Origin of the sequence: Shimia sp. CNT1-13L.2 (assembly GCF_024331145.1) — a bacterium.
Classification (GTDB): Bacteria; Pseudomonadota; Alphaproteobacteria; order Rhodobacterales; family Rhodobacteraceae; genus Shimia.
Genome location: NZ_JANDJO010000004.1, coordinates 228887 through 253876, shown reverse-complemented (window position 1 = coordinate 253876; position 24990 = coordinate 228887). Strand labels below are relative to the sequence as shown.

Here is a 24990-nt window from a genome sequence, read left to right as displayed (position 1 = left end):
GCGCCTTGGGCGCAAGAAATATACCGCGCAGTTTGATGCAGGCGATCGGGGCCTCCCCGGAATGCCGACGGACAGCGCAGCGAGAATACCCCAGACCGGGGACAGGAGAACGCCAATGACCAAATATGACGAGAACTGGGTTCGCGAGGAAGAAGCCAAGCGCGCTTGGATGGCCGAGAATGGTCTCTACAGTGAAGAGGAAGAGCATTCTTCCTGCGGTGTCGGCCTTGTGGTGTCGATCGATGGCAAACCCAGCCGCAAGGTTGTCGAGGCAGGCATCACTGCGCTGAAAGCGATCTGGCACCGCGGTGCCGTTGATGCCGACGGCAAGACCGGTGATGGCGCGGGTATCCACGTGCAAATTCCGGTACCGTTCTTCTATGATCAGGTGCGTCGTACCGGCCACGAGCCGCAGATGGACGAGCTGATTGCAGTTGGACAGGTGTTCCTTCCCCGCACCGACCACGGAGCGCAGGAAGCGTGCCGGACCATCGTGGAAACCGAAGTTCTGAAGATGGGCTACCGCATCTATGGCTGGCGTCATGTGCCGGTCGATGTGACCTGTCTGGGTGAAAAGGCCAACGCTACCCGCCCCGAGATCGAGCAGATCCTGATCTCGAACTCCAAGGGTGTTGATGAGGAGACCTTCGAGCGCGAACTCTATGTGATCCGTCGCCGTATCGAGAAAGCCGCTATCGCCGCGTCGATTGCCGGCCTCTACATTGCGTCGCTGTCCTGTCGTTCTATCATTTACAAGGGCATGATGCTGGCCGAACAAGTCGCCGTGTTCTACCCGGATCTTCAGGACGAGCGTTTTGAATCGGCTTTCGCGCTGTATCACCAGCGTTACTCGACCAACACCTTCCCGCAGTGGTGGCTGGCTCAACCGTTCCGCATGTTGGCGCACAACGGTGAGATCAACACCCTGAAGGGCAACCTGAACTGGATGAAGAGCCACGAAATTCGCATGGCCTCGTCGTTCTTTGGTGAGCTTGCAGACGACATCAAGCCGATTGTTCCGGGTGGGGCATCGGATTCGGCCGCGCTTGATGGTGTGTTCGAAGTCATGGTGCGTGCCGGGCGTTCGGCGCCGATGGCGAAAACCATGCTGGTTCCGGAAAGCTGGTCGAAGCAGGCGGTGGAACTGCCGCAAAGCTGGCGTGACATGTATTCCTATTGCAACTCGGTCATGGAACCCTGGGATGGTCCGGCCGCTCTGGCGATGACCGATGGCCGCTGGGTCTGTGCCGGTCTTGACCGCAACGGCCTGCGCCCGATGCGCTATGTGGTGACCGGCGACGGCCTTCTGATTTCGGGCTCCGAAGCCGGCATGGTGCCGACCGACGAGGCCACTGTTGTCGAAAAAGGCGCGCTTGGCCCGGGTCAGATGATCGCGGTCGATATGGCCGAGGGCAAGCTGTACCACGACACCGAACTCAAGGATTCGCTGGCTGAATCGCGCCCCTATGGTGACTGGGTCGGCAAGATTAAAGATCTTGAAACCGTGCTGAAGGGCGTGACCGAGAAGGCCATGTTCGAAGGTGAAGAACTGCGTCAGCGCCAGATCGCGGCCGGTTACACCATGGAAGAGCTTGAGCAGATCCTCGCGCCGATGGCCGAGGATGGCAAAGAGGCGATTGCCTCGATGGGTGACGATACCCCGAGCGCGGTTCTGTCCAAGAAATACCGCCCGCTCAGCCACTTCTTCCGCCAGAACTTCAGCCAGGTAACCAACCCGCCGATCGACAGCCTGCGTGAATATCGCGTGATGTCGCTGAAAACCCGGTTCGGGAACCTCAAGAACGTGCTGGACGAAGACGGATCGCAGACCGAAATCGTGATGCTGGAAAGCCCGTTCGTGGGCACGGCCCAGTTCGAGCGTCTTCTGGAAGCTTTTGACGATACCGTTGTGCGTATCGACTGTACTTTTGGCGCCGATGAAGGCAGCGGTGCGCTTCAAGCCGGTCTGGCCCGTATCCGTTCGGAAGCAGAAGACGCCGTTCGTTCGGGCGCCGGACACATTGTCCTGAGCGACGAAGGCCAGAATGCCGAGCGCGTTGCGATGCCGATGATCCTCGCTACCAGCGCCGTGCACAGCCACCTGACCCGCAAGGGCCTGCGGACGTTCTGTTCGCTGAACGTGCGGTCCGCCGAGTGTATCGACCCGCACTATTTTGCCGTGCTGATCGGTGCCGGTGCGACCGTCGTGAACGCCTACCTTGCCGAGGATTCGCTGGCTGAACGCATCGAGCGCGGTCTGTTGGATGTTGATCTAACGACGGCTGTTGCCCGTTATCGCGATGCCATCGACCAGGGTCTTCTCAAGATCATGGCGAAGATGGGTATCTCGGTTGTGTCTTCCTACCGCGGTGGCCTGAACTTTGAAGCCGTCGGCCTGTCGCGTGCGATGTGCGCTGAATACTTCCCCGGCATGACCTCGCGTATCTCGGGTATCGGTGTCAGCGGTATCCAGACCAAGGTGGCGGAAATCCATGCCCAGGCCTTTGGTGAAGGCACAAGCGTGCTGCCGATTGGTGGTTTCTACAAGGCGCGGAAATCGGGCGAGACCCATGCCTGGGGCGCGCAGACCATGCACATGATGCAGGCGGCCTGTAACCGTGCATCCTACGAGCTTTGGAAGAACTACTCCAAGGCGATGCAGGCCAACCCGCCGATCCATCTGCGTGATCTTCTCGACATCAAGGCGCTGGGCAAGCCGGTGCCGATCGAAGAAGTCGAGTCGATCACCGCGATCCGTAAGCGTTTCGTGACGCCGGGCATGTCGCTGGGCGCGCTTAGCCCAGAGGCACACAAGACGCTGAACGTGGCGATGAACCGGATCGGTGCCAAGTCTGACTCGGGTGAAGGCGGGGAAGATCCGGCACACTTCGTTCCCGAGCCGAACGGCGACAACCCGTCGGCCAAGATCAAGCAGGTGGCTTCGGGCCGTTTCGGTGTGACTGCCGAATACCTGAACCAGTGTGAAGAACTTGAGATCAAGGTCGCCCAGGGTGCGAAACCGGGTGAGGGTGGTCAGCTGCCGGGCATGAAAGTGACCGACCTGATTGCGCGCCTGCGTCACTCGACCAAGGGTGTGACCCTTATCTCGCCGCCTCCGCACCACGATATCTATTCGATCGAAGACCTGGCGCAGCTGATCTATGACCTGAAGCAGATCAACCCGCGTTGCAAAGTGACGGTGAAGCTGGTGGCGTCTTCGGGCGTTGGCACGATTGCGGCCGGTGTGGCCAAGGCAAAAGCCGACATCATCCTGATCTCGGGCCACAACGGTGGTACCGGTGCGTCGCCGGCGACCTCGATCAAATACGCGGGTCTGCCGTGGGAGATGGGTCTGACCGAAGCGCATCAGGTTCTGGCGATGAACAACCTGCGCGACCGCGTCACCCTGCGGACCGATGGTGGCCTGCGGACCGGTCGTGACATTGTCATGGCTGCGATGATGGGTGCCGAGGAATACGGCATTGGTACTGCCGCTCTGATCGCGATGGGCTGTATCATGGTGCGTCAGTGCCAGTCGAATACCTGTCCGGTTGGCGTCTGTACGCAAGACCCTGAGCTGCGTGCGAAATACACCGGTTCGGCGGACAAGGTTGTGAACCTCATCACCTTCTACGCTCAGGAAGTTCGTGAAATCCTCGCCTCGATCGGTGCCCGCTCGCTGGACGAAGTGATTGGCCGTGCCGACCTTCTGGCGCAGGTGTCGCGTGGTTCGGCGCATCTTGATGATCTCGATCTCAACCCGCTCCTGATCACCGTCGATGGTGCCAAGGACATCGTTTATGATCGCAACAAGGACCGTAACGCGGTTCCGGATACGCTGGACGCGGAAATCGTACGTGATGCGCACCGCTTCCTTGAAGACGGTGAAAAGATGCAGCTGTCCTATGCGGTGCAGAACACGCACCGCACCGTGGGCACGCGCACGTCCTCGCATATCGTCCGCAACTTCGGCATGCGCAACGCGCTGCAAGAGGATCACCTGACGGTGAAACTCACCGGGTCTGCCGGTCAGTCTCTTGGTGCCTTCGCGGCTCCGGGCCTCAAGATCGAGGTTTCGGGCGATGCAAACGACTATGTCGGCAAGGGTCTGTCGGGTGGTACGGTTGTTGTGCGCCCGCCGATGGCCAGCCCGTTGACCGCGTCAGACAATACCATCATTGGCAACACGGTGCTTTACGGTGCCACCGATGGTTTCCTCTTTGCGGCAGGCCGTGCAGGCGAACGTTTCGCGGTGCGGAACTCGGGCGCCAAGGTGGTCATCGAAGGCTGCGGCGCGTGTGGTTGCGAATACATGACCGGTGGCGTTGCCGTGATCCTCGGTTCGATCGGTGCCAACTTTGGCGCGGGTATGACCGGTGGCATGGCCTATCTCTACGATCCGGAAGGCAAGGCAACCGACATGATGAACCTCGAGACGCTGGTGACCTGTCCGGTCGCGGTGCAGCACTGGGAAGATCAGCTCAAGGGCCTGATCGAACGCCATGTCGCGGAAACCGGTAGCCGCAAGGGTGCGGATATCCTTCAACACTGGGATATCGAAAAGGCCAACTTCCTTCAGGTCTGTCCGAAGGAAATGCTGGCGCACCTGCCGGCGCCGCTTTCGGAAGAGCCGGAAGCTGTTCCGGCAGAATAAAGGAATTTTGGCGGGGCCTTCGGGCCCCGTTTTCCATTTTCGAGGCACGTTCGCATGTCGATAAAATTCCTTTTTCTGTTTAGTCCCAACAATTCCGGCTCGACTATCATTGGCCAATATCTTGAAACCCAAACAAACGGCTATCTGCCTCCCTTTGGAAATAACGAAGGTCAGATGGCACCCGGCGTTCGTAAGATCATGCGCAAAGATCAGTGGAAGGCCGACCACGACATGCCCTGGCCGGAAATCAGGGACGCGTGGAGCGACTTGGCGCGGCAGGCCGGGAAAGACCTGTTTATCGAGTGCTCGCCGCCAAACATCTTGCGGGTGACGTCGATTTTGAACTCTTTTGGCGAAGAGGCGCGTTGCCTGTTTTCAATCGCCAGCCCCTACAGCTTCATCGCGTCGATTCTTTTCAACTACAACACTCCGCCGCTTCGACCGCCCATGTTGGCAAGGGCGGCAGAGTCCTGGGTACTGAGAGCGCAAGCTCTGAAAGAGGGAAGCGAGGCACACCCCGAGTTTCCACGTATGCGCTACGAGGACTTTTGCGAAGATCCGACCATTGTGAATCGGGCGCTCGGACTTGAGGTCAAGGCGCGGGAAACCATTGCCGGTAAAGGCAATGATCCGCTCTCCGAAATCATGGATTTGTCGCCGCGCCACCATGCGTTTCTGTCCTTTTCGGAGTGGGAGCAGGTAAACGCCGTGCTTTCGAAACACGAGTCTCTCATGGAGTTCTTCGGCTACAGCCTGATTCCAGGGCAGCTCCTGATCGAAAAATGTGCGGAAACTCCGGCAATGTTCCATTCCGGCCTGATACGGCGTGTGCAGTGGGAACAAAAGCAGAGTCGGGCCAAGCAGAAATAGCTTGTCGTTTTGTGGATATGCGAACCTCGCGTATGCTTGGGACACAAAAGGGGAGGATGTCATGCGAAAAGTGAAACGCCTGGCCCTTGTGGGCCTGTTGGCTTCGGGGCTGGCACAAGGGGCTGCCGCCGGACAATGCGGCTATGAATATTGCTGGGGCGCTGTCGGAATAGGACCCAACGGAGCCTATGGCTGGGCACATAGCCATGTTTCCGAAGAAGCGGCTTATAATGCGGCCCAGTCTGGATGCGGCTGGAACTGCACGAATGTGCGCACGTTCTACAATAGTTGCGGGGCAATGGCAGAGGCTGACAACGGCGGGTGGGGCTGGGCCTGGGACAGGACCCGCGAGCTCGCCGAGAGTGCGGCGATGAGCTATTGTATGGACTATGGCTATAACTGCCGCGTCATTGTCTGGGCTTGTTCGCCGTGAGGCAATGCAACCTGTTGCCTTGACGCTTGCGGCAGCTTATCCCCGGTGCAGATTTTGAGCAGCAGGGATTCATGGCGAAAAAAAAGGGCAAATCGGCACCGGAGTTGACCCTGCGCCAGCAGGTCTGGAGACGTGTTCGACGTGCGCTGCGCCGTGGCACGGTTTGGGGGGTGTCGCTGACAATTTTTGCCGTCCTGATCTATATCGTGATCAATCCGCCAATGACCTGGACGATGTATTCCGAGAAACAGCGCCTTGGGCGGCTGGACAAGGAATGGGTGCCGATCGAGGAGGTCGCACCGGTGATGTTGCGCGCGGTCGTGGCTGCGGAAGATGCGAATTTCTGCGAGCATTGGGGGTTTGACATCAAGGCAATCCGCGCGGCGTTGGCAGACGGCAGTGGCCGCGGGGCATCGACCCTGAGCCAGCAAACGGTCAAGAACGTCTACCTGTGGCAGGGGCGCAGCTGGGGGCGAAAGGCGCTTGAGGCCCTGCTGACCCCCTTGGTTGAAATTGCCTGGAGCAAGCGACGGATACTTGAGGTCTATGTGAACGTTGCCGAATTTGACGAAGGCGTGTTCGGTGTCGAAGCCGCCTCGCGGCATTATTTCAAGGTTGGACCGGAAAAACTCACCCCGGCACAGGCTGCGCAACTGGCTGCTGTGCTGCCATCTCCCAAGACGTATTCCGCCTCGAGACCCGGCAAGACGTTACGTGCGCGCGCTGCCCGTATTCGGGACGGGGCGGAGACGATCCGCCGGGATGGCCGCTCGCGGTGTTTCGAGGATTGAACAAACGCGGGAGAACGGGATATTGAGGAACAACCTCCAATAGTTACCGTGATGCCCACATGAATCGCCTGTTCCACGTTCCTCTGTCCCCTTTCTGCCGTAAGGTGCGTCTGACACTTGCGGAAAAGCGGATCGAAGTTGAGCTGGTTGAAGAGCGGTACTGGGAGCAGGACCCGGATTTCCTGCGCCGCAATCCGGCAGCGAAAGTGCCTGTCCTCAAGATGGACGGCAAGATGATGGCCGACAGCGGCGCCATCTGTGAATACCTTGAGGAAAAATACCCCGAGCCGACGCTGATGCCGCGGGACGTGGATGCGCGTTACGAGGTGCGGCGCCTCGTGGCGTGGTTCGATGACAAGTTCCATCACGAGGTGACCTCGAAGCTCTTGTATGAACGGGTGAACAAGAAGCTGATGGGGCAGGGGTATCCCGATAGCCGCAACGTCAAGGCGGGGGCCCAGAAGATCAAGTATCACCTCGACTACATGACCTGGCTGCTGGATCACCGACGCTGGCTGGCAGGGGACAGTATGTCGATGGCGGATTTCGCCGCCGCTGCGCACCTGTCGTCGCTTGATTATATCTCGGATGTGGACTGGAATCGCTCGGCCGTGGTCAAGGACTGGTATGCCAAGATCAAGTCGCGTCCGGCGTTCCGGTCGATTCTGGCGGATCAGATTCCGGGGTTTCCGCCGCCCGCACATTATGCGGATCTTGATTTCTGAACCGGGAGCAGGGGGCGCTGCCCCCAAGGTTGCCCTTGCCGGGCAAGGCCACCCTTTCCCCCGTGGTATTTCGTCCAAGAAGAAGGACCGGGTGAGTGACGGCTGAATTAAAAGCGCAACTTGTGAGCGAGGCGCAGGCGATCGGGTTTGACCTGTGTCGCATCTGCCGGCCGGACGCGGTTGGGCATGTGCCTGCGGGATTGGCGGGATTCCTGGCGCAAGACTATCACGGGCAGATGGGGTGGCTTGCCGAGCGGACGCACTGGCGCGGCAATCCGGCGGTGCTCTGGCCTGAGGCGCGGTCGATCATCATGTTGGGGGAAAGCTATACCCCAGATCATGATCCGACCCATGTGCACGGGTTGAAGGATCGTGGCGCGATCTCGGTCTATGCGCAGAACAAGGATTACCACGACACGGTCAAGAAACGCCTGAAGCGGCTGGCGCGTTGGTTGATCGCCGAGACGGGCGACGCGACGCAAGTGAAGGTTTTCGTGGATACCGCGCCGGTGCCGGAGAAACCGCTGGGGCAGGCGGCGGGTCTCGGTTGGCAGGGCAAGCATACCAATCTTGTGAGTCGGGATCTTGGGTCGTGGTTCTTTATCGGCTCGGTCTTCACAACGGTGGAATTAGAGACTGATCCAGCGGAAATCGATCATTGTGGGTCGTGCCGTTCTTGTCTGGATGCCTGCCCGACCAAGGCGTTTCCGGCCCCGGGCAAGATCGATGCGCGTCGGTGCATTTCCTATCTGACGATCGAGCATCACGGTCCGGTTGATCCCGAATTGCGGCCGAAGCTCGGGAACCGGATTTACGGGTGTGATGACTGTCTTGCGGCCTGCCCCTGGAACAAGTTCGCGATTGAGGCGCGCGAGGTGAAGTACCATGCCCGCGATGATCTGATCGCGCCCCCATTGGCCGAGCTGGCCGCGCTTGACGATGCGACCTTCCGTGCCAAGTTTTCCGGGTCACCGATCAAGCGGATCGGCCGGAACCGTTTTGTGCGCAATGTTCTATATGCCATTGGCAACAGTGGGGATCGCGGATTTCTGGCGCAGGTGCAGAGCCTTAAGGGCGATCCTGATGAGACCGTTGCCGAGGCCGCGGCATGGGCAGAAGAACGTCTTGCAGGGGTCGCAAACAGGCAGGCATGAAGCATCCCTCCGTGGCATCGGGAGGGGGCGAACAGGAAGGAAACAGGCGATGGCATTGTCTTTGGGCGTCGATACCGGCGGAACCTATACGGATGCGGTGTTGATCCGTGACGAGCGAGAGGTCATTGCCTCGGCGAAGTCCCTGACCACGCGCCACGATCTTGCCGAGGGGATTGGCAAGGCCGTTGAAGCCGTTTTGGCGCAGGCCGAGGTGGACCCGGGCGAGATTGTTCTGGCCTCGCTGTCGACAACGCTTGCAACCAATGCTCTGGTCGAAGGCCAGGGGGGGCGGGTTGCGCTGATCCTGATCGGTTTCAAGGAAGACGACCTGGCCAAGCACGGGCTGTTGGATGCGTTGGCCGGTGATCCGGCGATTGTTTTGGCGGGCGGGCACAATCATGCGGGTGACCAGAAAACCGCCCTGGATGAAGAGACGTTGCGCCAGTGGCTTGAGGCGCATGGGCGCGAGGTTTCCGGCTATGCGGTGGCCGCGCAATTTGCCACGCGCAACCCGGCGCATGAGCAGCGCGCGATGGAAATGGTGCAGCAGATCGCGGAGCGCCCTGTCAGTTGTTCGCATCACCTGTCTTCGAAGTTGAACGGCCCCAAGCGGGCGATGACGGCGGTTTTGAATGCGCGGTTGATCGGGATGATTGATCGTCTGATTTCACGTGCCGAGGCCCGGCTGGGTGAGTTGGGGGTGACTGCGCCGCTGATGGTGGTGCGGGGTGATGGGGCCTTGATCTCGGCAGGATTTGCGCGCGAACGGCCGATTGAAACGATCCTGAGCGGTCCGGCGGCGTCCATCGTCGGGGCGCGCTGGATGACCGGGGCGCAGGATGCGCTGGTGTCGGACATCGGCGGTACGACGACAGACGTCGCGGTGCTGCGAGATGGCCGGCCAGCGATTGATCCGGACGGCGCTCGGGTTGGCCCCTATCGTACGATGGTCGAGGCCGTGGCGATGCGTACCACGGGTCTTGGGGGTGACAGCGAGGTGCATTTTATCAGCGAAGGCCTCAAGGGCGGTGTGACGCTTGGACCGCGCCGCGTGTTGCCGGTTTCTCTTGTGGCGATGGATGCACCGGAGGTTGTTCACAAGGCGTTGGATCAGCAAGTGCGCAATGCGACGCCGGGGGAATATGATGCGCGGTTCGTGCGCGCGGTTCCCGGGCTTCGGGCTGACGGGCTCGCGCCACGAGAGGCGACACTGCTGGAGCGGATCGGTGACAAGGTACATCCCCTTGGTGATGTGCTGCGCACCCGGATGGAGATCAAGGCCCTGCGCCGGTTGGTTGAGCGTGGTCTTGTTCAGGTGGCGGGGGTGACACCCTCGGATGCAAGTCACGCTTTGGGCAATGTGGACGCATGGGACAGGGAGGCGGCCGAAAAGGCGCTGTCGTTGTTCGGACGTCGTCGTACCGGCAGCGGCAACATGCTGGCGCCTGATCCGAAAGACATGGCGCGGATCATCGTGGACCAGCTGACCGAACAAACGGTTTTGGCCTTGTTAGAGACTGCTTTTGCAGAAGAAGAAGCCGATTTCGGATTGCCGCCCGAACAGTTGGCGCGACATGTCCTGATGCAGCGCGGTCTTGACGGGCACCGTGGCTTGGTGCGTCTGGATGCGGGTCTGAACCAGCCGGTTATCGGACTTGGGGCCTCTGCGCCTAGCTATTATCCGGCGGTCGGAAAAAGGCTTGGGTGTCAGATGGAGCTGCCCACCCATGCCGGCGTTGCAAACGCCGTGGGTGCGGTTGTCGGGCGCGTCACCATCCGTCGGAGTGGCGAGGTTTCGGCCCCTGCCGAAGGGCGATTCCGGGTGCATCTGGAAGATGGACCAAAGGACTTTGCCGAAGCGGAAGAGGCGCTGAGCCTGCTTGAAACACATCTGTCGGCACTGGCCCAGAAGGAAGCGGTGCAAGCGGGAGCCGAGGGAATTCGGGTGACGGTTTTGCGGGATCTGAAGACCGCAGAGGCCGAAGGGCGTGAAGTGTTCATCGAGGGCACGATCACCGTTGAGGCATCGGGGCGCCCAAGGATTGCGGCCGAGTAACAGGGGGTCTCGTGGTCTTGGAATTGCCACGAGACGGCCCGCCTGATTGCACAGTCCTGCGCGATGATTGGTTCCGAGCAATTGCGCGCGCAGGATTTTCATGCCTCCCAAGAACCTTATCATCAACGGCACTTTTGACGGTGGCAGCACTGGCTGGTCGGGAAATGATCTCGAGACCAGCTATAGCGAATCTGCCTATCTTGGAAACGGGTCGTCGAACCGCGTTGCCGAGATGGACGGGCGCTCTGGTCAGACAACCGTCATGGAGCAGACCTTCACGGTTGACTATGCCACGACAACGACGCTGACGCTTGATGTCGCTTTGCGGAACGCGTCCCTAGGGCAAGCAGGTTCCGAGGGGTTTACCGTCGAGATCCTTGACGACACCGGTGCCGTGATCGCCTCGACCACCATTTTGCCCACTGCCAACAGCTTTACCGGCTACCAACTGCCCGTCACCTTCCCGGCGGCGGGGGACTATACCCTGCGCATGACCGAGCTGGGGCCGGACAACAGCCTTGGGGCAATCGTCGACAATATTGAACTGATGGTTTGTTTTGCCGGGGATACCGGGATCGAAACCGACATGGGGATACGTCGGGCGCGTGATATCCGGATTGGGGATCTGGTGAAGACGTCGGAGGGCCTGAAACCTGTGCGATGGATTGGGCGGCGCGAGGTGACAGAGGCGCAGATGGCAGCGGAACCGCGATATCGCCCCGTGCTGATCCGCGCGGGTGCGCTGGGTCAGGGGCTTCCGCTGCGCGACCTGCGGGTGTCACGGCAGCATCGGATGCTGGTGTCCACGCCGATTGCCCGCCGCATGTTTGGTGAGGCCGAGGTTCTGGTGCCTGCCATCTGCCTTGTGGGGATGCCCGGGATTGCCCTGGATGAAGAGGCCCTTGAGGTGGACTATGTGCATCTGCTGTTTGACGGGCATGAAATTGTTTTTGCCGAAGGCGCTCCGAGTGAGAGCCTTTATACGGGGGCTCAGGCATGGGGTGCCCTGTCTGAAGCGGCCCGCGAGGAAATCCGGCTGATCTTCCCCGAGCTGGCCGCGGGAAAGCCGCGAGTACCTGCCGCGCCCATTCCGACGCGCAAGGCACAACGTCAGCTGGTGCGCCGGATGCGCAAGAACGGCCATCTGCCTCTCATGATCGGTACTGGTCGCTAGACCACCTCGCCGTTGTCCAGAGACTTGAAGAAACGTGCGGCGTCATCGCGGATGGCCTGACGTTTGTCTTCGCTCATGCGCGCGAGGGTTCGGTATGGCATCGCGAGGCGCGGGTTGCCTGACAGGCCCTCTGCGTTGCGATCAAGGAAATCCCAATAGAGATAGTTGAAGGGACAGGCCGAAGGGCCGTTCTTGCGCGTCGGGCTATAGCGGCAGGATGTGCAATAGTTTGACATGCGGTTGATGTATGCGCCGCTGGCAGCATATGGCTTGGACGCCAGCAGGCCGCCATCGGCAAACAGAACCATGCCCGACACGTTGGGCAATTCCACCCATTCGAAGGCATCGGCATAGACGATGAGGTACCATTCATTGACCTCTTTTGGGGAGAGGCCGGCAAGCAGGGCAAAGTTGCCAAGAACCATGAGCCGTTGAATATGGTGGGCGTAGGCCCACTTCCAGGTTTGGTCGATGCTCTGTTGTACACAGTTCATTTGCGTTGGCTTTCCCCAGTACATTGCAGGCAATGGGCGCTGGGCGTTCAGGGCATTTTCGGACGCGTAGCCGGGCATCCGGAGCCAGTAGAGGCCACGCACGTATTCCCGCCATCCGAGGATCTGACGGATGAACCCTTCGACGGCGTTCAAGGGCGCTGTGCCGCGATGGTAGGCCGCCTCGGCTGCACGGATGCACTCCATCGGCACCAGAAGGCCGCAGTTCAGGTAAAAGCTCAGGTGGCTATGAAACATCCATGGCTCGTCCTGAACCATCGCGTCCTGATAGGTTCCGAACAGGGGCAGGCGGGTCGTTATGAAATGGTCGAGAACGGCCAAAGCATCTGTGCGGGTTACTGCAAAGTGGAACGGATGCAGATCGCCGAAGTGTTCGGGAAAGTGATCTTCGACGAGGGCTAAAACTTCTTGCGTGATCTGGTCGGGGGACGCCCTGAAGGGCGGCGGAACATCTAGTCCGTCTGAAGGAGGGCGGCGATTCTCGGCGTCATAGTTCCACTTTCCGCCAATGGGTGATCCATCCGACATCAGGACCTCATGGGCACGCCGCATCTCGCGGTAGAAGTACTCCATCCGAAGCTGTTTGCGGCCCTTGGCCCAGTTTTGAAAGGTCGCGTGGTCGCACAGAAAGCGGGGATCGGGGAGAATGTCGACAGGGCATTCAAGCCTGTCGGACCACTGTTTGATTTCTTCTAGAAGCCTGAATTCCGCTGGTTCAGTGATTGATACGGAGGCGAAATCGTGAATGGATAGTGCGGTTTCAACGGCCTTGAAAAGATCGGGAACCGCTTGCGCACCATCATAGGCAAAGTAGAGAACCGTCCAGCCAGCTTCGCGGAGTTCCTCTGCAAAGTGGCGCATCGCAGAGAAGATCAGCGCGATCTTCTTCTTGTGGTGGCGCACATAGGTGGCTTCGGAATGAACCTCTGCCATCAGAACGATATCCGTTGATGGATCGCCCTGTTCAAGAATGGGGAGGGTGTGGGTAAGCTGATCGCCCAGAATGAGGCGCAGAGTTTGATAGGCCATGCCCGGATTACGGCCGGGCATGACCTTTGGATCAACTACGCGGTTTCCCGCTTCGGCAGCACCCAGTCAGGGCGTGCGAAGTGGCAGGTATAGCCGTTGGGGTTCTTCTCGAGATAATCCTGATGGTAGTCTTCGGCCTCCCAGAAATCGCCCACCGGTTCGACCTCGGTCACCACCTTGCCGGGCCAGAGACCCGAGGCATCGACGTCGGCAATGGTATCCAGAGCGATGGCCTTCTGGTCTTCGCTGGTGAAGTAGATGGCTGATCGGTAGGACATCCCAAGGTCATTACCCTGACGGTTCGGGGTGGTCGGATCGTGAATCTGGAAGAAAAACTCAAGAATCTTGCGATAGCTGATCCGCGCGGGATCGAAGTTGATCTCGATCCCTTCGGCGTGGGTGCCGTGGTCGCGGTAGGTGGCATTCGCCACGTCGCCACCGGTATAGCCCACGCGGGTCGAGATAACGCCATCCATCTTGCGGATCAGATCCTGCATGCCCCAGAAACATCCGCCGGCCAAAACTGCACGTTCCGTCATTCTAGATCTCCTCAACCTGGTCCAGATAAGCCCCATATCCTTCGGCCTCCATGTCATCGCGGTGCACGAACCGCAAGCTTGCCGAATTGATGCAATAGCGCAGGCCGCCTCGATCCATCGGACCGTCCGGAAAGACATGGCCTAGGTGGCTGTCACCGTGTTTGCTGCGCACCTCGGTCCGCACCATTCCGTGCGTGGTGTCGCGATGTTCGGTCACGTGCGCCGTCTCGATCGGTTTGGTGAAGCTGGGCCAGCCGCAGCCAGATTCGTACTTGTCGGACGAGGCAAACAGAGGCTCGCCAGAGACGACATCGACATAGATGCCCGGGTCCTTGTTGTAGAGCAGTTTACCCGAGCCGGGCCGCTCGGTGCCGTTTTCCTGCGTGACCCAGAACTGTTCGTCCGTAAGCGCCGCGATGGCGTCAGGATTGCGATGGTAGGTGGTCATGCGCGTCTCCCCCTTTTTGTTTCCGCTGGGCATTAGATGGCGTCCGAATGGGGAAGTCCAAGAAATATTTCAATGGCTTCAAAGCATGTTGATCCAAAGACCCGTTTTGAACGTAGAGTTTTCAACAGGAGAAAAAGACATGTCCCGTTTTACAGCCGCCGTTTTCGCGATCCTCCTTTCGGCCATGCCTGCATGGTCCCTTGAGCTGGATGCGCCGTTTGACAACATAGATGGCGGTGAACTGACCTTGTCACAATGGTCAGGTCAGCCGGTTCTGGTTGTGAATACCGCGTCACGCTGTGGCTATACCAAGCAATATAGCCAGCTTCAGGATCTGTACGATCGTTATCGCGACAAGGGGCTTGTGGTGCTGGCGGTGCCGTCAAACGACTTCAAGCAGGAACTGGCGGACGAAGGTAAGGTCAAGGAATTCTGCGAGACGCAGTTCGGCCTTGATTTGCCGATGACCGGGATCACCCATGTCAAAGGCAAGGATGCGCATCCGTTTTTCCGGTCTCTCAGGACCGAGGTCGGCTTTGTACCCCGCTGGAATTTCAACAAGGTTCTGATTGGCCCCGACGGGACCGTGGTGAAAACCTATGGGTCGAGAACCAAGCCTCTCTCTGGTGCGATCACCCGCGAAGTGGAAGCGCTTCTGAACTAGAGGCGCCCGTTGTCGCGGCTGGGAGAGACGCCAAATTTAGCGCGGTAGCTCTTGGAAAAATGCGTCTGTGAGTTGAAGCCACAGGCAAAGCAAATCTCAGCGAGGCTCATGTTTGTATGGAACAAGAGTTCCCGCGCCTTCTGGAGACGCAGACCGGTGTAGTAGGTCTTGGGAGTGGTGTTCAGATGTTTCTTGAACAGGCGCTCAAGCTGGCGGCCCGACAGCCCAACACGTTCGGCCACTTCGACAGGTGAAAGCGGCTCTTCGATGTTTTGCGCCATGATCTCGATCGCGTCCGCGAACTTGGTGTGACGCGCACCCGCACGGATTTGCAACGACAGGCGTTGGGTGTGAAAATGGCTACGGGGGTTGGTGTAGACCATCTTTTCGGAGACGACGTTTGCCAGTTCACGATCGAAATCACGTTCGATCAGGGCGAGCATGAAGTCCATCGAGGAAGCACCGCCAGCACATGTCATGCGGTCGGTATCGATCGAATAGAGGGTTTCCTGAAGGTCTACCGCCGGGAAAACCTCGGTAAAGGTCTTGTGGTATTCCCAGTGTGTCGTGACAGGGCGGTCAATGAGCAATCCTGCACGGGCCATGGTATAGGCCCCACTGCCGATTCCTCCGACGGTAACGCCGCGACGGGCTTCGCGGCGCAGCCAGTTCAGGATGCGGGTTGTGCTGTGAATCTCGACGTTGTCACCGCCGACGACCAACAGGTTCTCACGTCGATCCAACTCTCGCAGGCCGCCGTCCACGCTGACCGCAATGCCGTTGGATGCGCGGACCGGTTCGCCGGATTCGCTGACGATGTGCCAGTCGTAGTAGTGCTTGCCGCGATAGCCGTTGGCCATGCGAAGGGCTTCGACGGCACAGGTAAAGGAGAGATGCGAAAACTCTTCCTGGATCAGGAACACGTATTTCTTGGGCGCAACCGTATGGACCGGTTGCGCCGCCGCAGTGGACAGGTTCATGGGTTTGGTCATGTCACTATCCTCCGCACTGGACTCAGGCGCGCATGTTTGCGCCGTTGGCGTCGTAGATGGGTGCGCCCAGGACTTCCGCGTCGTAGAATTCACCCAGGATCTCCACCTGTAGTTTGGTGCCTGCCGCAGCGTGTTCTGCCGTGACATAGCCCATTGCCATCGACTTCTTCGCGTGGTGGGCATATCCGCCCGACGAGATGTAGCCTACGGCTTCGCCATCCTTGAGGATCGCCTCGTCGTTCGACACGTCAATGCCGTCCACGTCGATGGTCATTGTCACGAGTTTGCGCTTGGCGCCTGCCTCTTTCGCGGCCAGAGTCGCTTCTTTTCCGACAAAATCCTTCTTCCAGTTGATGAAAACGTCCATTCCGGATTCCACGGCGTCAAAGTCGGGGCGGAAGTCGAGGGTCCAGACACCCCAGCCCTTTTCAAGGCGCATCGACATCAGCGCGCGGGCACCATACCAGCGATAGCCAAGGTCGCTGCCAGCCTCTTCAATGGCTTCGGCAAGGCGCAGAAGGTACTGCGGTTTGCAGTAAATCTCGTAGCCAAGTTCACCGGAAAAGCTGATCCGGTTGAGGATGACCGGCACGCCGCCGACAAAGGTCTGGCGAAGGTCGCGGAACTTGAAGGCCTCGCCCGAGACGTCATCGCGGGTGATGCGTTGTAGAAGCTCTCGCGACTTGGGGCCGGACAGGGCAATACCATGCCAGTCGTCAGAGACGTTGGCATAGGTCACATCGTTGGGCAGGTCTTTTTCGAACCAACGGCGGTGTGCCTCCTGCATTGCGCCGGACCCGAAGAGCATGAAGTGATCCTCGGCAAGGCAAGCCACAGTGAGATCGCCATAGAGTTTGCCCTTGGGGGTCAGCATCGGCGTCAGCGTCAGGCGGCCCGGTTTCGGAACATAGCCAGCCAGCACACGGTCGAGGTAGGCGCGCGCACCGGCGCCCTTGAACTCGTGCTTGGCGAAGTTGGCGATCTCGATACCACCAACGGCTTCGCGCACCGCTTTGACTTCGCGCGCGACATAGTCGTGAGAGCGGTTGCGCTCGAAGGTCGGCTCTTCATGGGCGTCTTCGGGGCTGTCAGCGAACCACAGGGCATTTTCGAGGCCAAAGCCCTGGCCCATGCGGGCCCCCTTGGAAACCAGTCGGTCATAGAGAGCGGTGGTCTTTTGCATCCGGCCTTTGGGCAGGGTTTCGTTCGGGAAGGTCATCACGAAACGACGTTCGTAGTTTTCGGTCGACTTGATGGTGCCCCAGTCGGGTGTCGCGAACTCGCCGAAGCGGGCCACATCCATTGCCCAGACGTCGATGGAGGGTTCGCCGTCGATCATCCATTCCGCCATGGTCAGGCCGACGCCGCCACCCTGGCAGAAGCCCGCCATGACACCCACGGCGACCCAATAGTTCTTCATGCCCGGAACCGGACCGATCATCGGGTTGCCGTCGGGGCCAAAGGTGAAGGGGCCATTGATCATGTCCTTGATCCCGGCCTCGCCAATGGCGGGGATACGTTCAAAGGACATTTCCAGACGGTCGGCAATGCGGTCGAGATCAGGTTGCAGGAGTTCGTGGCCGAAGTCCCAAGGTGTGCCGTCTACTTTCCATGGCGTGCCCTTGGGCTCGTAGGTGCCCAGAAGCATGCCCTGACGTTCCTGGCGGAAGTAGATGTTGGCCTCGTAGTCGATACCGGCCGGGAGGCGCGAGCCGTGGTTCACGACGGCGTCGATCTTGTCGGTGATCAGGTAGTGGTGCTCCATCGGCTGCACCGGCAGGTTGATGCCCGACATATGGCCCACTTCACGTGCCCACAGGCCACCGCAGTTCACCACGTGCTCGGCGTTGATCACACCCTTGGGCGTGGTCAGGTCCCAGCTGCCGTCAGGGCGCTGGCTCATCGCGGTGACGCCGCAATGGGTGAAATACTGTGCGCCATGCACCTTGGCCGACTTGGCAAAGGCATAGGTTGCGCCCGACGGATCGAGATCGCCGTCCTGATCGTCCCACAGCGCGGCATAGTAGTGTTTGGGGTCGATCAGCGGGTGACGTTCCGCGACTTCCTCGGGGCTGATGAATTCTTGGTTCAGACCCATATAGCGCGCCTTCGACCGTTCGCGCTTGAGGTAGTCGTACCATGTCTTGTTCGACGCGAGGTAGAAACCGCCGGTGATATGCAGGCCAACGCTGTGGCCCGAGGTTTCCTCGATCTCTTTGTAGAGGTCGATGGTGTAGGATTGCAGGCGCGAGATGTTGGGGTCGGACGAGATCGTGTGAATCTGGCCCGCTGCGTGCCACGAGGACCCGGAGGTCAGCTCGTCACGTTCAAGCAGCACGGCATCTTTCCAGCCGAACTTGGCAAGGTGGAATAGGATCGAACAGCCCACGACGCCGCCGCCGATCACCACGACCTTGGCGTGGGACGGGAGTTTCTTGTCGGTGCTGCCTTCTTCCTTGTGAATGTTCAGCGTGGATTGCGCAAAGTTGTCTGACATGTGTGCGTCCTCAGTTCAGGGGCAACCGGCGGAAACGGCCGGGCATTGCGGGGTCATGGAAATGGTCGAGAGGTCCGTTCTCGACGAGATGGTTGTGCCAATGGGCAAGGGCATCGCGATCCAGCGTGACCCCAAGGCCGGGGCCTTCCGGTACGCGGATCGTGTTGTTGGTCTGGCGGAACGGTCCACCCTCGATCACGTCGCCAATCTGCCAGCGGAACAGCGATTGGCTGGGTTCGGTGATCCACGGCATAGCGGCCTTCATGTGCAGGTAGCCGGCCGTCGCGATACCGGCATCACCCGAGTAGCACCAAAAGCCGACGCCCATGGCCTCGCAGGCCCCAATGAAGCGCACGGCGCGGGCGATGCCACCGAGAACCGCGAAATTGGTGACGATATAGTCAGGCGCGCCAAGCGCAACGGCGCGGCGGATATCGGGCACGTGGGTCGAGATCTGGATCGACGAATGTTTGCGCAGTTCTGCCATCTCTTCGAAGGTGGCCACTGGGTCTTCGTAGTTGCGAATGTCGTAGGGTTCGATTTCGCGGAAGACGCGGATTGCAGTCGGCAGGGACCATTGCATGTTGCTGTCGAGGCGGATCATCGCCTTGCGTCCGAGCGTTTCCCGGATGGCCTTGACCGTGTCGATCTCAAGCTCCGGGTCGCCGAGGATCAGCTTGCCTTCGAACATGGTCGAGCCGTGTTCTTCGTGCATGCGCAGGCAGTAATCGGCAATGGCCTGCGGGTCCATCTCGCCGCCTTCGCGAAAGCCGAAATACTCGGTAAAGGGAATGTCCTTGCGCACCGCGCCGCCCAGCAGGCGATAGAGCGGCTCGTTCGAGACCTTGCCGCGCAAATCCCACAGAGCGATCTCAATGGCCCCAAAGGCTTTCACAACGCTGGAGTCATCCGTGTTCTGAACGATCTGCCAGGGCGGGACACACAGGGATTCACATCCTGCAATATCGAGGGGATCGGCCCCGATCAGACGTTCGCCCATGGCGCGGATGGTTTCGACCACATCCACCGAAGGGGCCTCGCCCAGTCCGACGAGACCCTGATCGGTTTCCACCTCGATGATGGTTTTCGAGGTGCCGGGATAGTGCCCGCCGGTCCACCACATGGGTTTTTCCAGCGGGATATTGATCGGCGTGGCGCGCAGGCCGGTGATCTTAATACCAGGCATCCGGAATCTCCTCCTTGCGCTTGGCGACATAGGCGGCAAGCTCTTCCTTCTTGGCCTCGTCGATGGCCGGGGCCTCGTAGTGGTTAAGCATTTCGTTCCAGCGCTCATAGGCGCGGCGGCGCATGTCCTTGGAGCCACCCTCTTCCCAGCTTTCCACGTTTTCGGAGTCACTGAGTTTCGGTTCATAAAAGGCGATCTGGTAGTTGCGCATGGTGTGTGCCGAGCCAAGGAAGTGACCGCCGGGGTCCACTTCGCCATAGGCATCGCGGGCAAGGGCTTCGTCGCTGACATCCAGCCCCTGATCGAGCACCTTCTGGTAGCCGCCAAGGCGGTCGGCATCCATGATCAGCTTTTCAAAACCGGTGCACAGGCCGCCCTCAAGCCATCCGGCGGAATGCAGCACATAGTTTGCGCCCGCCAGCATGGTCGAGTGCATCGAGTCGGCGCTTTCGTAAGCGGCCTGGGCATCTTCGATCTTCGAGGCGGTCAGCGATCCACCACAACGAAGCGGCAGGCCGGCGCGGCGGGCCAATTGGCCAATTGCATAGTTCGACATCACCGGCTCGGGCATCCCGAAGGTGGGGGCGCCAGATTTCAGCGACATCGACGACAGGAAGTTGCCAAGAACAAAGGGCGCGCCGGGGCGGACGATTTGGCTAAAGGCACAGACCATCATGGCTTCGGCCATCGCCTGCGCCACCGAAGCGGCCGTTGAGACCGGGCCCATCGCGCCGGACAGGATGAAGGGGACCACGATAATGCCCTGCCCACGGGACGAGTAGACGCGGATGGCCTCGGTCACGACCTTGTCGACCAGCAGCGGCGAGTTGGTGTTGACGTTGCCCATGATGACACAGTTTTCGTCCATCACGTCTTCGCCAAAGATGATCTCGGCCATGTCGACACTGTCCTGGGCGCGGCTCATCTCGGTGATGGCACCAAGGTGCGGTTTGTCCGACAGGGTCATATGCGCATACAGCATGTCAAAGTGACGCTTGCTCACCGGCACGTCACAGGGCTCGCAGATCACAAAGCCGCCGTGGTGCAGGTTCGGGTGCATGTAGGTCAGCTTGACCAGCTTCTCGAAACTCTCCATGTCGCCATAGCGGCGGCCACCTTCCAGATCGCGTACGAACGGGGCACCGTAAATCGGGGCGAACACCTGGTTCTGGCCGCCAATGCTGACCGACCGCGCGGGATTGCGGGCGAGTTGGGTGAATTCACGAGGTGCCTTTGCACAGAGGTTGCGAATCCAGTCGGATGGCGCGCGGACAATATCGCCATCGACCTTTGCGCCGGCCTCTTTCCAGATGCGCAGGGCTTCGGGATCATCCCGGAAGGCAATGCCGACCTCCTGCATGATCCAGTCGACCTGGCCTTCGAGGCGCGCGAGTTGTTCCTCGTCCAGCGGATCGAAGAATGGCAGGGTGCGCCGGATATGCGGCGATGCCGGAGAGACGCTGGGCGCAGTATCGCGGGAACGGGAAGAACGGGCGCGGCGTGCCATGTGGGTAGATGCTCCTGAAAGGTTGGATTGGAGCAGGGTACGGCGGGGCAGAGCGTTTGTGATCCTTGAAAAATCTGATCGAATGAATAAACCACAGTTATGCAAGAGCTGTGGAAACTTCTGACATCCCCCCGCCACCTCATCTTTTTCGAGGCGGCCGCGCGGCTTGGTTCATTCACCAGGGCCGCGACCGAGCTGAATGTTCAGCAACCCGCCGTCAGCGCCGCGATCCGCCAGATGGAAGAGAGTCTTGGGGTGAAGCTCTTCCTTCGGGCGCATCGGTCGGTCACGCTCACACCCGCGGGAGAGCGTTTGTTTGCTGATGTTTCCGTGGCCTTGGAGCGCATTCTGGCGTCTGCACGCGCGGTGCATCAGCGGGGGCAGAACGACCACGTGACCATGTCGGCCTCAACCGCGTTTGCCTACTACTGGATGGTGCCGCGTCTCGAGGCCTTCCACGATGCACATCCGGGGATCGACCTGCGGCTTCAGACCAGTGATCGTGATCCGGATCTGGATGCTGAAGACATCAGTCTTGGCATAAGGCGAGGGTATGGAGATTGGGCGGATTGTCATGCCGCTCTGATTGCCCGCGAGGTGATCTATCCGATTGCCAGCCCGCAGGTGATGGCGGCGGCCGTGAACCTCAAGACGGTTCCGAATCTGTTATATGAGCGGTTGATCCATCTGGAAGAACCCGTGCGCGAAAGGCCGACGTGGTCGGATTGGTTTGCGCATCACGACCTGTCTGACCGCACCCCCAAGGCAGGTCTGCGGCTGAACGATTATGCCTTGGTCTTGCAGGCAGCCATGGCCGGAGAGGGGTTCGCCTTTGGCTGGCGGCATGTGACCGAACGGTTGATCGATCAGGGGCTGCTGGCAGCACGCAAGGAATGGGCCTGGGAAACCGGGGCGGGGTTTTATCTGGTCTGGTCCAAGCGCAATCGCCTTATTCCGCAGGCGGAACGGGTGCGCGACTGGCTGATTGCGCAGGCCGAGGCCTAGGTTGGGTCCGGTTTTCGCCGGACCCGAAGTGGTCAGGCGGTCGCGGCTGACAGGGCGGTGTCCATCAGACCTTTGATCTGCGCCTTGGAGGTTCCGGCGACAATGCGACCCAATTCCTTGTCGCCTTTCAGGGCCACGAGGGTGGAACGGCGGGGGATGTTCAGGCGCGTGCTCAGCTCGGCCTTGGCATATTGATCCCAGTCGACATTCACGAAGACGATGTTCTTTTCGTAGGCGGGATTTTCGCTCTTGAGGGCATTGATCACCCGTTCCTGCGCGGCGCAAGTCGTGCACCAGCTTGTCTTGAAGTCGAGGAAAACGGTGTCACCTGCATCGAGGTGTTTTTGCACCACGCCGGGCGTGTAATCCATCGCAGCAAAGGCAACGCGGGGCAGGGTGGCGGATGCGGCGGCAATCAGGAGGAAGTCACGACGTTTCATGAAAATGTCCTTTCTGGATCAGAGGGAGACGGAAAGATCGATGAGCCAGGCCGGCAGGTTCATCACCAGCCAGGCTTCGAGGATGTGGTGGATTTCGAAGAAGAGCATCGCCCCGACGGCCACAAAGATGACCCCCATGGCAGGGCGGGCCGAAGTTGCGATACGGCGCATGAGGGCCTGTCTGCGCATCAGGGCCGAACGCGCACCGTAGCCAAGGCCGAGGATGATGCTCGAGACGCCCAAGGCAAAGAAGACCATGATGGCGGCGGCCCAGCCGATGCTTTCTCCTTGGCTGGCCAGGGAAATCGCACCGCCGAGGGTCGGGCCGACACAGGGGCTCCAGACAGCGCCGAGCAGCATACCGCCAAGGAACTGACCGCGCAGGGTTGAGCGATCGACATGATCGAGACCGGCATCCGCAGACGCGGCGACGCCGGCAGTGGCGGTCGAGAAGGCAGCCGAGAACCGGGGCACGAGAAGAATCAGGCCGAAACCCATCATCAGCACGGCCCCGGCCTTGGCGATGTCCTGTTCGTTCAGGCCCACTGCATAACCGAATGTCGTGACACCAAGCCCAAGCGCAACGAAACTGAGGCTCATGCCAGCAGCCAGGACGAGGGGGCCGAGGCGGCTGGCCTGGAGGGCCGTTGCCAGCACGATCGGGAGGACCGGCAGGACGCAGGGGTTGATCAGGGTCAAGAGACCCGCACCATATGCAAACAGGAGTTCCATGGCCCTTTATGTGCCGCACAGCGGCCGACTGTCAGCACAAACCCTGCTGACAGGAGATCACTTGGGCGTGTGGGATTGTTTCGAAAGCTGCACGGCAAGGATGCCGGCCGAGATGATCACAACCCCGATGATGTCCATCAGACCGAGGGCTTCGCCCAAAAGGGCGGCGGCAATCGCGACCCCGAAGAACGGGTTCAGAAAGTGAAAGGTGGCGGCGCGGACCGCTCCGATACGGGCGACAAGGGCAAACCAGATCCAGGTGGCCAGCAGGCCCGGTGCAAAGATCGTGTAGGTAAAGGCCGTCAGCATCCGGGGGTTCCAGTTGAACTCCCAGGTTTCGAAAATCAGCGAGGCGACAAATAGAACCCCCGCGCCGACGAACATCTGCAAACCGACGACCATCATCATGTTGCCCCCAGAAGACGCACCGCGCATGACAAGGGTGGCGATGGTGAGCGCAGCGGCGGCAATCAGGCAGAGGATCACGCCGAACATATCGACACCTGCGCCGATGCGCGTGCCCATGATCAGGATCACACCCCCAAAGCCGAGAACCAGCCCAAAGGTCGCGAGGCGCGAGAGTTTCTCCTTTAGAACCACCCATCCCGCCAGGGCGACCATGAGCGGCATCGAAGAGGCGATGATCGAGGCCAGAGAGGCTTCGACGGTTGTCATGGCGAGGAAATTGAGCCCGAGATAGATCGCGTTCTGACAGAGGCCAAAAACCAGAGTCGCACGCCATTGATCGCGTGTCAGGTGCCAGGATTGACCAAGGGCGCGCGCGATCGCGACACCGATGATGCCTGCGATGGTAAACCGGATGGCAGAAATCGCGAAGGGCGGAGCATCGGCAACGATGATGCGCGCCGACGTAAAAGCAGATGACCAGATCAGGGCAAACAAGAGGCCCATGCCGATTGCGCGAAGATCCATGGCTTTGCCTCACCTGTTAACCATCGCTGCGATGTAAGCTCATTCGCAGTAATGTCGCAATGGCCCGCGTTCAGGTTTCGCGCTCACGATTTCGCAATCCCGGATCTAGTCATCCGCGTGTGCGGCTGACATCTCGCGGAAACGTTCGAACATCATGATGTATTCGGCAGGAATATCGCGGAACGAAAGAATGCCGCACAACTTTCCGTTGTCCATCACCGGAAGATGACGGAAGGCGTCGCCCAGCTTGGCTGCCAGCGCGTCGGAGATGGCATCGTCGATTTCAACGGTGACGGGGTCGGCTGTCATACATTTCCCAGCAGTGCCCTCATCCGTTCGAAGGCCCTGAGCAACGCCACGGAAAACGATATCGCGCTCGGTCAGGATCCCGACTAGGGTTTGGTTTGTCATCACCGCGACAGCCCCAATGGCGTTGTCGGCCATCAACATGGACGCGTCCCGCAGGCTTGTTTCGGGAGAGACGGAAAAAACTTGGCGATTTCCAAGAATGGCGCGAATCGTTGTTGTTGTCATGGCGTCCCCATACGTGGCGTTTTCTTATTGTGCTGAGCGCAAAGTAAATATGTGCCAATCCACATGTTTAAGGCGCGTTGTCTGCAAAATGCGTCTATTGGATTTCATTTCGCAC

Annotated in this window: 21 protein-coding genes; 10 read left to right on the top strand and 11 right to left on the bottom strand. The window is 59.8% G+C overall.

Translation table 11 applies throughout. From position 1 onward, the window contains the following. Positions 1–115: 115 nt before the first annotated feature. From gltB to NNA36_RS10980, 8 genes are all read left to right on the top strand, one after another. A complete protein-coding gene (gene gltB, locus NNA36_RS11015) occupies positions 116–4654 on the top strand; it encodes a glutamate synthase large subunit (RefSeq protein WP_255107074.1) in 4539 nt (1512 codons plus the stop codon). A 54-nt stretch (positions 4655–4708) separates the two neighbouring features. Continuing rightward, entirely contained in the window at positions 4709–5524 is an 816-nt protein-coding gene (locus NNA36_RS11010) for a hypothetical protein (RefSeq protein WP_255107073.1), read from the top strand. 61 nt (positions 5525–5585) lie between these two features. Next, a complete protein-coding gene (locus NNA36_RS11005) occupies positions 5586–5957 on the top strand; it encodes a DUF4189 domain-containing protein (RefSeq protein WP_255107072.1) in 372 nt (123 codons plus the stop codon). A gap of 71 nt (positions 5958–6028) precedes the next feature. Next, positions 6029–6748, top strand: a complete 720-nt coding sequence (gene mtgA, locus NNA36_RS11000; protein WP_255107071.1) for a monofunctional biosynthetic peptidoglycan transglycosylase — start codon at positions 6029–6031, stop codon at positions 6746–6748. A gap of 59 nt (positions 6749–6807) precedes the next feature. Further along, positions 6808–7473, top strand: a complete 666-nt coding sequence (locus NNA36_RS10995) for a glutathione S-transferase family protein (protein ID WP_255107070.1) — start codon at positions 6808–6810, stop codon at positions 7471–7473. Between the two features lie 95 nt (positions 7474–7568). Next, positions 7569–8627 (top strand): tRNA epoxyqueuosine(34) reductase QueG, encoded by a 1059-nt coding sequence (gene queG / locus NNA36_RS10990; RefSeq protein ID WP_255107069.1) that lies wholly within the window; start codon positions 7569–7571, stop codon positions 8625–8627. Between the two features lie 49 nt (positions 8628–8676). Further along, complete coding sequence (locus NNA36_RS10985; RefSeq protein WP_255107068.1) at positions 8677–10683, top strand: hydantoinase/oxoprolinase family protein; 2007 nt, start codon at positions 8677–8679, stop codon at positions 10681–10683. 100 nt (positions 10684–10783) lie between these two features. Beyond that, complete coding sequence (locus tag NNA36_RS10980; protein ID WP_255107067.1) at positions 10784–11857, top strand: Hint domain-containing protein; 1074 nt, start codon at positions 10784–10786, stop codon at positions 11855–11857. Here NNA36_RS10980 and NNA36_RS10975 read toward each other — a convergent pair. From NNA36_RS10975 to msrB, 3 genes are read right to left on the bottom strand one after another with little or no spacing between them, the layout of a single operon-like run. Continuing rightward, entirely contained in the window at positions 11854–13398 is a 1545-nt protein-coding gene (locus NNA36_RS10975; RefSeq protein WP_255107066.1) for a cryptochrome/photolyase family protein, read from the bottom strand. The two genes, NNA36_RS10980 and NNA36_RS10975, sit on opposite strands and share 4 nt — an antisense overlap. A 35-nt stretch (positions 13399–13433) precedes the next feature. After that, entirely contained in the window at positions 13434–13937 is a 504-nt protein-coding gene (msrA, locus tag NNA36_RS10970) for a peptide-methionine (S)-S-oxide reductase MsrA (RefSeq protein ID WP_255107065.1), read from the bottom strand. Position 13938: 1 nt separating this feature from the next. Beyond that, on the bottom strand, positions 13939–14385 hold the full coding sequence (gene msrB, locus NNA36_RS10965; protein ID WP_255107064.1) for a peptide-methionine (R)-S-oxide reductase MsrB: 447 nt from the start codon (positions 14383–14385) through the stop codon (positions 13939–13941). Between the two features lie 139 nt (positions 14386–14524). Here msrB and NNA36_RS10960 point away from each other — a divergent pair, with 139 nt between their 5' ends. Further along, complete coding sequence (locus NNA36_RS10960) at positions 14525–15049, top strand: glutathione peroxidase (RefSeq protein ID WP_255107063.1); 525 nt, start codon at positions 14525–14527, stop codon at positions 15047–15049. Here NNA36_RS10960 and NNA36_RS10955 read toward each other — a convergent pair. The 4 genes from NNA36_RS10955 to NNA36_RS10940 are packed head-to-tail and all read right to left on the bottom strand — an operon-like array spanning position 15046 to position 21231. Then, positions 15046–16041 carry a GlxA family transcriptional regulator gene (locus tag NNA36_RS10955; protein ID WP_255107062.1) on the bottom strand — a complete coding sequence of 332 codons (996 nt, stop codon included), beginning with the start codon at positions 16039–16041 and terminating at the stop codon, positions 15046–15048. The two genes, NNA36_RS10960 and NNA36_RS10955, sit on opposite strands and share 4 nt — an antisense overlap. A 22-nt stretch (positions 16042–16063) precedes the next feature. Next, positions 16064–18538, bottom strand: a complete 2475-nt coding sequence (locus NNA36_RS10950) for an FAD-dependent oxidoreductase (protein ID WP_255107061.1) — start codon at positions 18536–18538, stop codon at positions 16064–16066. Positions 18539–18548: 10 nt separating this feature from the next. Then, positions 18549–19724, bottom strand: a complete 1176-nt coding sequence (locus tag NNA36_RS10945) for a mandelate racemase/muconate lactonizing enzyme family protein (RefSeq protein WP_255107060.1) — start codon at positions 19722–19724, stop codon at positions 18549–18551. Further along, positions 19711–21231 (bottom strand): trimethylamine methyltransferase family protein, encoded by a 1521-nt coding sequence (locus NNA36_RS10940; RefSeq protein WP_255107059.1) that lies wholly within the window; start codon positions 21229–21231, stop codon positions 19711–19713. The genes NNA36_RS10945 and NNA36_RS10940 overlap by 14 nt, the downstream gene beginning before the upstream one ends. A 99-nt stretch (positions 21232–21330) precedes the next feature. Here NNA36_RS10940 and NNA36_RS10935 point away from each other — a divergent pair, with 99 nt between their 5' ends. Then, entirely contained in the window at positions 21331–22236 is a 906-nt protein-coding gene (locus tag NNA36_RS10935; RefSeq protein WP_255107058.1) for a LysR substrate-binding domain-containing protein, read from the top strand. 32 nt (positions 22237–22268) lie between these two features. On the opposite strand, the gene NNA36_RS10930 is transcribed toward NNA36_RS10935, so the two are convergent. The 4 genes from NNA36_RS10930 to NNA36_RS10915 all read right to left on the bottom strand — a co-directional run bounded on the left by NNA36_RS10930 (position 22269) and on the right by NNA36_RS10915 (position 24875). Next, on the bottom strand, positions 22269–22676 hold the full coding sequence (locus tag NNA36_RS10930) for a thioredoxin family protein (protein ID WP_255107057.1): 408 nt from the start codon (positions 22674–22676) through the stop codon (positions 22269–22271). Positions 22677–22694: 18 nt separating this feature from the next. Continuing rightward, positions 22695–23408: a cytochrome c biogenesis CcdA family protein gene (locus NNA36_RS10925; protein ID WP_255107056.1), complete on the bottom strand. Its 714-nt coding sequence runs from the start codon at positions 23406–23408 to the stop codon at positions 22695–22697. 57 nt (positions 23409–23465) lie between these two features. Next, complete coding sequence (locus NNA36_RS10920; RefSeq protein WP_255107055.1) at positions 23466–24341, bottom strand: DMT family transporter; 876 nt, start codon at positions 24339–24341, stop codon at positions 23466–23468. A gap of 105 nt (positions 24342–24446) precedes the next feature. Continuing rightward, positions 24447–24875, bottom strand: a complete 429-nt coding sequence (locus NNA36_RS10915; protein ID WP_255107054.1) for a CBS domain-containing protein — start codon at positions 24873–24875, stop codon at positions 24447–24449. Positions 24876–24990 lie beyond the last annotated feature (115 nt).